Annotated in this window: 13 protein-coding genes; 11 read left to right on the top strand and 2 right to left on the bottom strand. The window is 63.6% G+C overall.

What is annotated here, in order from left to right:
• Both IPP98_09280 and IPP98_09275 read left to right on the top strand, forming a co-directional pair.
• The coding region (locus IPP98_09280) for a hypothetical protein (protein MBL0179300.1) at window positions 1-331 on the top strand (331 nt) is incomplete at its 5' end.
• A gap of 191 nt (window positions 332-522) precedes the next feature.
• Window positions 523-1065 carry a hypothetical protein gene (locus IPP98_09275; GenBank protein MBL0179299.1) on the top strand — a complete coding sequence of 181 codons (543 nt, stop codon included), beginning with the start codon at window positions 523-525 and terminating at the stop codon, window positions 1063-1065.
• 448 nt (window positions 1066-1513) lie between these two features.
• Here IPP98_09275 and IPP98_09270 read toward each other — a convergent pair whose 3' ends face one another.
• Window positions 1514-1741 (bottom strand): hypothetical protein, encoded by a 228-nt coding sequence (locus tag IPP98_09270; GenBank protein ID MBL0179298.1) that lies wholly within the window; start codon window positions 1739-1741, stop codon window positions 1514-1516.
• A gap of 545 nt (window positions 1742-2286) precedes the next feature.
• Here IPP98_09270 and IPP98_09265 point away from each other — a divergent pair.
• The 6 genes from IPP98_09265 (at window position 2287) to IPP98_09240 (ending at window position 6045) form a co-directional block, all read left to right on the top strand.
• The gene (locus IPP98_09265) at window positions 2287-2592 is read left to right on the top strand and encodes a hypothetical protein (protein MBL0179297.1); all 306 of its coding nucleotides are present in this window, start codon (window positions 2287-2289) and stop codon (window positions 2590-2592) included.
• 29 nt (window positions 2593-2621) lie between these two features.
• Window positions 2622-3146, top strand: coding sequence for a hypothetical protein (locus IPP98_09260; protein MBL0179296.1), 525 nt, complete (start codon window positions 2622-2624; stop codon window positions 3144-3146).
• 839 nt (window positions 3147-3985) lie between these two features.
• The gene (locus tag IPP98_09255) at window positions 3986-4669 is read left to right on the top strand and encodes a hypothetical protein (protein MBL0179295.1); all 684 of its coding nucleotides are present in this window, start codon (window positions 3986-3988) and stop codon (window positions 4667-4669) included.
• Window positions 4670-5055: 386 nt separating this feature from the next.
• On the top strand, window positions 5056-5238 hold the full coding sequence (locus IPP98_09250) for a hypothetical protein (GenBank protein MBL0179294.1): 183 nt from the start codon (window positions 5056-5058) through the stop codon (window positions 5236-5238).
• A gap of 5 nt (window positions 5239-5243) precedes the next feature.
• Entirely contained in the window at window positions 5244-5537 is a 294-nt protein-coding gene (locus tag IPP98_09245) for a type II toxin-antitoxin system RelE/ParE family toxin (protein MBL0179293.1), read from the top strand.
• Window positions 5538-5559: 22 nt separating this feature from the next.
• A complete protein-coding gene (locus IPP98_09240) occupies window positions 5560-6045 on the top strand; it encodes a hypothetical protein (protein ID MBL0179292.1) in 486 nt (161 codons plus the stop codon).
• A gap of 239 nt (window positions 6046-6284) precedes the next feature.
• On the opposite strand, the gene IPP98_09235 is transcribed toward IPP98_09240, so the two are convergent.
• Complete coding sequence (locus tag IPP98_09235) at window positions 6285-6974, bottom strand: hypothetical protein (GenBank protein ID MBL0179291.1); 690 nt, start codon at window positions 6972-6974, stop codon at window positions 6285-6287.
• Window positions 6975-7420: 446 nt separating this feature from the next.
• Between IPP98_09235 and IPP98_09230 the strand changes: the two genes are divergently transcribed.
• The 3 genes from IPP98_09230 to IPP98_09220 all read left to right on the top strand — a co-directional run bounded on the left by IPP98_09230 (window position 7421) and on the right by IPP98_09220 (window position 9404).
• Entirely contained in the window at window positions 7421-7861 is a 441-nt protein-coding gene (locus tag IPP98_09230; protein ID MBL0179290.1) for a hypothetical protein, read from the top strand.
• Window positions 7858-8625 (top strand): hypothetical protein, encoded by a 768-nt coding sequence (locus IPP98_09225; GenBank protein ID MBL0179289.1) that lies wholly within the window; start codon window positions 7858-7860, stop codon window positions 8623-8625. The genes IPP98_09230 and IPP98_09225 overlap by 4 nt, the downstream gene beginning before the upstream one ends.
• Before the next feature lie 245 nt (window positions 8626-8870).
• On the top strand, window positions 8871-9404 hold the full coding sequence (locus IPP98_09220; GenBank protein ID MBL0179288.1) for a hypothetical protein: 534 nt from the start codon (window positions 8871-8873) through the stop codon (window positions 9402-9404).
• Window positions 9405-9463: the final 59 nt, after the last annotated feature.

Genomic DNA, 9463 nt, shown 5'->3' with positions numbered 1-9463 from the left:
CTGTCTGAAGGGGGACGGGTGCCAGGGTCCCGTCCGAACCGAGTGGTTTACGAACTGCGGCGAGCTGTTCCTCCGCCCGCAAATTGAACTGGTCCGCCCGAAGGTCGTCATCACCGTCGGGGAGCGAGCCTACCGAGGGGTGACGCACTCGTTCGGGATCGCCGGGCCGAAGCGGTTCCGAGAAACCGTCGAGAGCCCCGGCATCGAGCTACCCAACGGGTCGGTGCTAGTGCCTGTGTACCACTGCAGTCAGCGCATTCTGAACACGCATCGCAAGCGTGACCTCCAGTTTGCTGACTGGAAGCGAGTAAGCGCTGCCCTCATGCTGTAGCCCGCCCCCAAGTCCGACTCAGCCATCCCACAAGCGAGGGTAGATGGAGCAGCTACTTGTCTCTCCCGGGCCGCGTGGAAGGAAATCAATCGCCGAGTCAAGAAATCGGGACGCCGGTACTGTGCCGTCGGTACTTTGGGCAAGGCGGCAGCAAGCTGTTGCCTCTCAAAGCGAAACGACGTACATATGATATGAGTCTCGCATGCGTTCGACAGGGTGCAACTGACCCTCGCGAGATCAAGAAGCTGATCGACCGAGGAGTCAATGTATTCTCGCGTGGTCGTTTGCATTCCAAGGTATTTGTGCTTGGAGGTGCCGCGATCGTTGGTTCTACTAATGTCTCGTCGAACTCGATGGATTGGCTCGAGGAAGCAGCGGTTCTATCTACGAACACGGGAGTTGTCGCGGCAGCTGTGAAGTACGTGGAGTCGTTGGCAACCGAGCCGGTCAATCCTGGATATCTGGAGGCATGTTTGGCGGAATACCGGCCCCCACGATTCAAGGCGTTCGTACCTGTTCGATCTGGGGCTGAAAGCTCACCACATGGTAAGGGGAATGCACGTCTCTGGTTCCTCTCTGGACTTGCGGAGATTGAGGTTCCGGAATCCGAACTCGATAGCGTCACCCGGATCGAAGAAAGTGCCAAGAAATTGCGGTCTCGCTCGACCTATCGAGTTGAACAGATCTTCGACAGGTCGCCACGCATTTTCGCTCCAGATGCGAAGGGCGATTAGGTGGTCCAATGCGTCCAGGATGGGCCGCGACAGTTTGTTTGAGGCGCCGGGGCAGCTGCTTTCGAAGCGCTCGTATAAGAGAAAATCGGGTGCGGTGAGGACCGTCTTGAATGTAGAAATCCCGCCAGGTGGAGAACGACTAGCGCTTGGAAAATTTCGTCGGGCCGTAAAGCCCTCCGTACCGAACCTGGATAAGCCCAACCCCCGGTCGAGGGGAATTACAGATGATTCCCACGTCGACGCGATCCTCTCACTCTGGAAGCATGGCGGGAAGCTGAAGAAGTCCCGCTGACGACACGCTCAAGCAATTCAGTGAGGGGGAGACTATGCTCAGCAACTCGGCGAAGCGGTTCTGAGTCGCTGGACCAATGTCTCGACCGGGAGGCATCTATCTGTCCCGTTCCGAACGGGAGAGTCCTGGCGGGCTACACCTACCAGCGCCACAAACTCATGCCACCCATGTTTCCTCCTCCTCGTCCGGCTCAGCATCCCCCGGACCAGGTGGCACAGGGTCGGCACTCCCCCGCTCCGCCTCGAAGTAAATCCCGTCTATCAGCGCCGACCGGATCGCGCCTCGTTTTCCGCCGTCGCCTCCCCACAGCAGCACCGACCCGCAACCCTTGTAGTTGCTGGTGTCGCGGTACAGGTAGTCGAAGCGGCAGACAGGGCGGGGCATGCACTATGGTAAGGCGGGCCCAGCCTGTTAAGTGGTACCGGGAAACGCGCATTCGGTCGGACGATCACCGCCGTGCCAAAGGAAGCCTGGCAAATATCCAACTTACTTATGGGACAACTATTTCTTGGTTAAGTGTATGTATCACTTTGGTTTAGCGTTGCACTCTTCTGTGTCGAGATGTAAGTACTTGCGCTATTAGAGATAAGTTCTTACATTAGTCCTCACACCAGTCGCGTGAGGACACATGGTCACCATCGAAGTTGACGCCCAGGTCATGGAACTACTGGCCCGTCACGCAAAGCCCTTCGTCGATACGCCGAACACCGTGTTGCGACGCCTCCTGGCTATCGACGGCGGGGTAGCCGGGGATGAACACAGCCCTCGGCCCACGTCGCCGAGCCGGCAGCCGGAGCTGACTCGCCCGACTCGGGGTCGCGCCAGTCAGCGACTCGGTGGTGACGAGGAGAAGGCGATCGACATGAATTCATCTCGCGGATCTTGGCTGCCGAATTCGGTGGGCGCTTCAGGGTGCGCTCCCCTACCAAATGCTGTTCGAGTCGGACGAGCAGCTCGTCTACTTCCAGAACTTCAACGCATCCGGAAGCCACAACCTTTGGTTCCGGCTGAATGAGCGACCGCTCGGCATCCTCCGCGATAGCAGCAAGACTGCGTTCGTGTGCCTGACCAATCCGGCAGAAGGCTTCGCCTTCCTGTTGCCAATCGATGATGTCCTCGACCAGGCGCGTCGAGCCGGATGGACTCGGCCTGAGGTCGAAGTGAACATCGACCCAGAGACCAGCAAGTGGCGCGAATTCGATTGGGATCTGACGCCGTACCGGAAGGCCTACTAACTACACCCCAAGATCAAGGAGCGTATCGCATGATGTTGTTCAAAGCCTCTGGCGAGACCTACGATCGGGTGATCACCCAACGCGCTCATGCGTTCCGAGGCCTCCCGCGCGGATTCCGGGAGCACCAGACCGTTCTGCTGAGCAAGAACCGGAGTGGCATGAGTTGGTGCGAGCGCCAGGTACAGCACCTCGCCAGAATCCGCACGATCCGGAAGGCGACACCTGCCGAACTTGAGCGCTTCTACCCTGGAGTGAACGCCGGAGCCAGGTGGAGGTATCTCGTCGAACTGTATGCAGTGACGCCGCTGACTCGACAGTTCGACTTATCACAAGTGCCCGGCCTCGATGCCAAGAGGTACCAAACGGTGCAGAGCTATTCGCTCTTCTCGGAAGCCGAGGATTTGGCGCTTCTCCAGTACTTCCGGTTGAAGAATACGCAGGCGATCATCGACATTCTGAACGCTGATCCCGAGGCAGAGTGGCCGCTCGCTGCTTGGGCGACCGGGCCCGGGCTGCCCCCATCACACGCGGCCCGAAGGGTTGCCCCTCGTTAAAGGTCCTTCGACTACGCACCCCGCGGGTGCTCCCCCCAGCAACATGACAGTCCTTTGCGGGCTCCGCACGAGTACAGCCCCTCGAAATCCCGGCCACAACCCCCAACATCTCCCGCCCACTGTCCAACTTCCCTTTCCCCACCTCGCACTCTCACCTCACGACTGCCAACTTCCGCCGCACCACACTCATCAGCCTGCGCATCACGACCATCTCCCCGCTCACCACCGCCAGAATCTCCCATTCACGACCATCATCCGCCTCGCCACCTCGCACTCTCGGTCGATGACTGCCAACTCGGGGGGCACCACCGGCAACAATCGGCGCACCACGACCAACAATCACCCGACCACGACCATCTCCCGCCCGACCACGCCAACAATCTCCCCATCACGACCAACACACGGTCGCCAGCCTTCATCTCGCTGCCGCGCGCGACCACTGTCCGACGCATCACCTCCAACATCCGACCACTCACCACCAACTCACGCCGCACCACCACCATCATTTCCGTTGCACCGTCCAGATTGCTCGACACCGCTGTCCTCAGAAAAGGACACCACCCCCAACCCACCCCCGCCACGCAGACGCACCACAAGCCCCGAAACACCCCACCATCAACCGCCCCTCAAATCACCCGCAACCCCTTGCCACACGCGGCCTCCAGCGACACGCACCACCCCCTCATCCGTCGCCCATCACCGCGCATGTTGCACGCATGGCACACCGCTCGCCTCTCCCCCTTCCCGTCGTCGACGGTTGGGGTGCTCGGCGACACTCTCTCATCACAACACGCGCAGTACTCTCCCCAACGGGGTACCGCTGCCATAGGAGGTGTACCATGCAAGCCAGCATTCGTCGTCGCCTGTCGACCGCCGGAAAGGTCCTCGCCTTCGAACACGAGCACCTCTCCACCGACCCCGGTCACATCGCCGTCGTCGCCGACCTCGAGGCGCTCGTCGCCCGCGTCGACACCGTCTTCACGAAGGAAAGTCTCGGCACCATCGCCGAACGCGCCGCCACCGCCCGCCGGCGGAAGGCCCGCGCCGCCCTCGCCCTCAACCTGCGCATCCTGGTGCGCGTCGCCGAACGCGCCGCCAAGAAGACGCCGTCGCTGGCCGGGCTGTTCGTCCCGCCCGACTACCAGGGCCCGAACCGCGGCATCGTCGGCCACGCCAAGGCGATGCTCGCCGAGGCCACCCGGCTCCAGGAGCTGCTCGTCCCCGCCGGCCTCGGACCGACCTATCTCCCCGATCTCGCGGCGTCGATCGGCGAGTTCGAGAACGCGTCGCTCACGCTCGACGCGGGCCGGCGCGACCACATCCTCGCGCGCGCCGACTTCGCCGACCTCGCCGGTGAATGCAGCGAAGTCGTCGGGATCCTCAACGTCCTGAACGCCAAGCGCTTCGCCAACGACAGCGAACTCCTCGCCGGGTGGAAGGCGGTCCGCAACGTCTTCGGTCCGTTCACCCGGCGCGACGAGACGCCCGAGACGCCGATGGGGCTGCTGCCGCCGGGGGTGTGATGGGGGTGGAGTGGTGTTGAGTGAAGCGCCCCCCAGGGTTGTCATCCTGAGCGGAGCACCAAAGTGTTGTCATCCTGAGCGAAGCAGCCTGGAAGGCTGCGCAGTCGAAGAGCCTGCCCTGAGCGCAGCGAAGGGACCTCTCAACAGTGCAAGAGATCCTTCGACTTCGCTCAGGATGACAAACCTCAGGGCAGGCTCTTCGACTTCGCACCCCTTCGACAGGCTCAGGGCAGGCTCCTTCGGGGTGCTTCGCTCAGGATGACAGTGCTTCGAGCCGCCTTCCTCAGGGCGGGCTCTCCCTGCATTTCCCCGTCCATGCAAGCGTCCAGTCCGCCCTAGCGGGGGCAGGATCAGCCCTCCATCTTTCAAGGAACCAGGAGGAGCAGATGCCCGCTGAAACAACGAAAGACCGAGTGCTGGATGCCGTGAAGCAGCTCCCTGCGGACGCGACGGTTGAACAGGCCATGGAGCGCTTGTATTTCATTGCCAAAGTGGAAGAAGGGCTTCGGCAGGCGGACGCCGGCAAGTTGGTGAACCACGACGACGTGAAGCGGCGCCTTCTCGGGTGACTGCCATTCGCTGGACCGAGCAAGCGGTTGCCGATGTCGAGGCAATTCGCGATTACGTCGCTCGGGACTCGAGCCACTACGCCACCCTTCTCGTTGAGCGTCTCGTCAATTGCATGGATGCCGTCTCGCGTTTTCCGGAACTGGGACGCATCGTCCCCGAGTACGACCGCGGCGACCTGCGTGAACTCCTCCAGGGATCCTATCGCGTCGTGTACCGGCTGAAGGATGGACAAGCCGAGGTGCTGACCGTCTTTCATGGCGCCAGGATTTTCCCGCTCGGTATTGAGGACGCGCGCTAGCGCGTCTTCCTGCGCGCAGCGCATGACCATTCGCGATTGCGCAGATCCCTCACTGCGTTCGGGGCAGGCTCCCGCAGCTTCATTCCACGCTATCACGCATTTATTCGATCCCCTCGCGCAGCAGATCCTCCCCTACCTTCCGAAGTCCCCAGCTTCGGAGCTGCGCGTGGCCCGTTCGAAATCGAGTCCTCCTCCAAAGGCACCCGAGATACGACGCAAGACCATCCGCATCGACCAGCTGAAGCTCGACGTAGCGAGGCGCCTGCTCGGCGTCTCCACCGAGACGGCGGCGGTGAATGCCGCACTCGACCTGGTGGTGTTCCGTGGCGAGGTATTCGAAGGGATCGATCGGCTGGCGGCATTGCGCCAACCCATCAGCTACGATCCGGACATCGACGCTCGGGGCGTCATGCTTTCTCTGGAGATCCTCGATGCTCGGCGTCGAATGGGAGAGCAATTGTTGGCGCAGCTCACCGAGCGCCCCAAGGCGCGCGTGGCACGGCGCTGACGACGGACTCTCACCCCCCTTGTGCGACGCGCGAAGCGTTGTCATCCTGAGCGAAGCGACGGCGCAGCCGTCGCGAAGTCGAAGGACCTGCGTAATCGCGATCACGCAGATCCTTCGACTGCGCACCCCTTCGGGGTGCTCCGCTCAGGATGACAATGCTCTGGGCGGGGAATCCATCATCCATCATCCATCATCCATCATCCATCATCCATCATCCATCATCCATCATCCATCATCCATCATCCCGCCGCTGACTCGCTCGTCACATCTACCACCAGCGTCAGCAACCGCAGGTACTCCGCGTGGTACGGGGAGTCGACACTCGCTCCGACGATCTGCGCCACCGTGTCACCCAGTCCGTGGAAGCGGGCGTGCTCGCCCGATCCGGCCCAGTGCAGGAAGAGCGTCACCGCGCGCCCTGCATCGGCGCGCACCAGCGCCCACATCATCCGCGACCCGATCGTCGGCAGCTGCCCCGCCATGTGCGCGAGCTCGGCGAAACTGGCCGACCGCAAGTGCTTCAACGCCCAGAGGTCGAGGCCGAACACCGCCTCCTTGGCGTCTGCCGCCGCGCGCAGCCAGTCATGCCAGCGCGGGAGGAGTCGCTTCCGCTGCAACTGCGTCTCGAGCGCGAGTCGCCTCCCCCCCTGGCGCCGGCGGAGCTTGGCGAGCGGCAGCGCCGGAAGGGTCCGCTCGACGTCGAGGCCGGTCACATAGTGCCCCGTGGTGAGCACGTCGATGATGCTGAGTGGCAGCGGATCGCCCGACAGCGGCTTGGTCACGCGGAGCGGACCGCCGCGATCGATCGCGACGCACACCAGGCCGATATCGGACGGGACGTGGTAGAAGCCGGCGTGCGTGGCGATCCAGTCGCGGAAGCCGACGTGATCAAGCAACTGACGGGGAGGCAGGGTTGTGGCGGGGAGCATGAGGTCCTCTTTCGCTGACGAGCCGTCTCGTGCGCGCATCCCCCGTGGTCGGGGCGCCACCGTGACCCGCAGGCGCGGGGTCGGTTGGCAGGCGGACAGGTGCCGCCGTTCTAGATGCCAGAGCCGCCAAGACGGAAGCGACTCCTGAGCCAATTGTACGCGGGGGGTGTGACGGAGGGAAGGGGGCGCTGTCATCCCGAGCGAAGCGAGGGACCTGCGTAATCGTACATGAGCAGACGCTTGCTCATTCGCGACCACGCAGATCCCTCACTGCATTCGGGCTGACATGCCCCCGGCGGGGAATCCATCATCCATCATCCATCATCCATCATCCCGTTCACCGTTCACCGTTCACCGTTCACTCTCCTCCCCTCCCCCCACCCAGCACCTCGCAGTATCGTTGATCCATCCGCGTCGGTGGCCTCCCCTCCTTCCCAGGCTCCTGCATGCATCCCTTCCGCGCCCTCCTGCCGCTGCTCCTCGTCGTCGCCTGTGCCGACGCCTCCCAGCCCGCCCCCGCCTTCACGACCCGCGACAGCGTCGGCGTGACGATCGCCGAGAACGCCATGACGGCGGTGACCGCGAGTTGCACGGTCGATAGCGTGCCGTCGCTGCGGATCGGGAGCGCGGAAGATTCCGAGGACAGCTATCTGCACCGTGTCATGGGAGGCAGTCGTCTGACCGATGGCCGGATCGCCGTGGTGAATCAGGGAACCCAGGAGGTGCGCTGGTACGACTCGACCGGCGCGCTGGTCGGTCGTGCCGGACGCGAGGGCAAGGGCCCCGGCGAATTCACGGACGCGTTCCTGGTGTATCGGACCGTCGGCGACACGCTCTGGGTCGGTGACTACAGCCGTGGCAGTGGCATCTCTTCGGTCCCGACATGAAGTTCGCGCGGACCGTGGTCACGGCGCCCTCGGAGATCAACTCCCCGGACGTGGCGGCGATCTTCGATGATGGCCAGCAGATCTTCGGCAAGTCCGGCCTCGGTCAGCGCGCCAACTGGGCGATGGATTCGGTGACGATCCTGCGCTACGGACCGAACGGCGCGTTGCGCGACACCGTCATGGGGGTGCCGAGCGGCAGGAAGGGGCAGACCGTGGCCGATCCGGGCGCGATCTGGATGGGTCCCTGGTTCGAGGGGGCGGCACAGGTCGAGGGCACCGGTGATCGACTCGCGGTCGGCACGTGGAATGAACCCGAGCTGGTGATCTACAAGGTCGGCCAGAAGGTGGTGCCATCGCTGGTGATTCGCTGGACCACCGAGGACCGCACCGTGACCGATTCGGCGGTGGCCGCCGCGCGCGCGCAACTCGCTGCGCAGTACCCGGACATCTCGCCCGACATGAAGGCACGCCTGGTCGATCCGATGCTCGATCCCAAGCGGCCGGTCGCCGAGCGCTACCCGGCGGTGACCAATATCGTGATGGGGAAGGATGGTCGCATCTGGGTGCGCGGCCGCGCAGCGACCGACTCGCCCCGGCGCCGGTGGATCGCGTTCTCCCGTGAGGGACGTGCGCTCTGCCGCGCCGAATTGCCGGCCCTCGAGATCTACGAGATCGGCAGCGACTATCTCCTCGGCCACGAGCGCGATTCCCTCGGCGTGGAGAGCGTGGTCACCTACCGCCTCAGGGACGCGGTGACGCCGTAGGCGGGGGAATCGATCATCGACCATCCATCATCCATCATCCATCATCCCGTTCACCGTTCACCGTTCACCGATTACCATTCTCTTCGGTCCACCTCCGTCCCGGTGGCCAGCATGTCGAGTGCGGCGAGAGCTCCGGCTCCCTGACCCGCCACCACCCGTGCCTTATCGGTGGTCCTGCCGGCCGACCCTCCCCGGGTCGGAACCATGCGCGAATGGGACGGCATCGTTCATCGCACAGGTGCCTCATGTCCATCGTCACACCCCTCCCGTGGGAGCCGTTTGCGCTCCCGAATCACGACCTCGCCATCATCTTCGCCACGATCGATCGTCACGCCGAGCGGCTCCGGCGCGACCATCCCGACCTCGTCGTCCCGGGCACGGGGTGTCGCGGCCAGCACCTCAATGCGGGGCCGTTCACGGTCGGATCGATCGTCAACATGTGGCACGACGCGCCGCAGTGGTTCACCGGCAACTGCACCGTCTGCGGCGGTAACGCGCGCGGCACCGAGGCGTCGGGGATGCTCGCCAACGGTGGCATCACCGGCTGGTGCCTTTCCTGCGGCCTCCCGTTGATGCGTTTCGTCGGTGGCCTCCCGCGCGTCCTCGGCCTCCTCCCCGACGATGCGCGTGAACAACTCTTCGCCACGGTCCCATCCTTCGACATCACCATCGACGGTGGGATGCTGATCACGGTGCCCAGGGAGGAGTGGCAGCCGGTGGTGCCCGTTCCTGAGGTGAGCTGGGTGCCGTTGATGGAGGTGTTGGCGAAGCTGGAGTGAGGGTACGCCCGTCATCCCGAGCGTAGCGAGGGACCTGCGTAGTCGTTGGTGGGGAAGCG

Source organism: Gemmatimonadota bacterium (genome assembly GCA_016720805.1).
Classification (GTDB): Bacteria; Gemmatimonadota; Gemmatimonadetes; order Gemmatimonadales; family GWC2-71-9; genus Palsa-1233.
The sequence above is the reverse complement of the archived record's forward strand: the minus strand, read 5'-3'. Positions and strand labels throughout refer to the sequence as shown.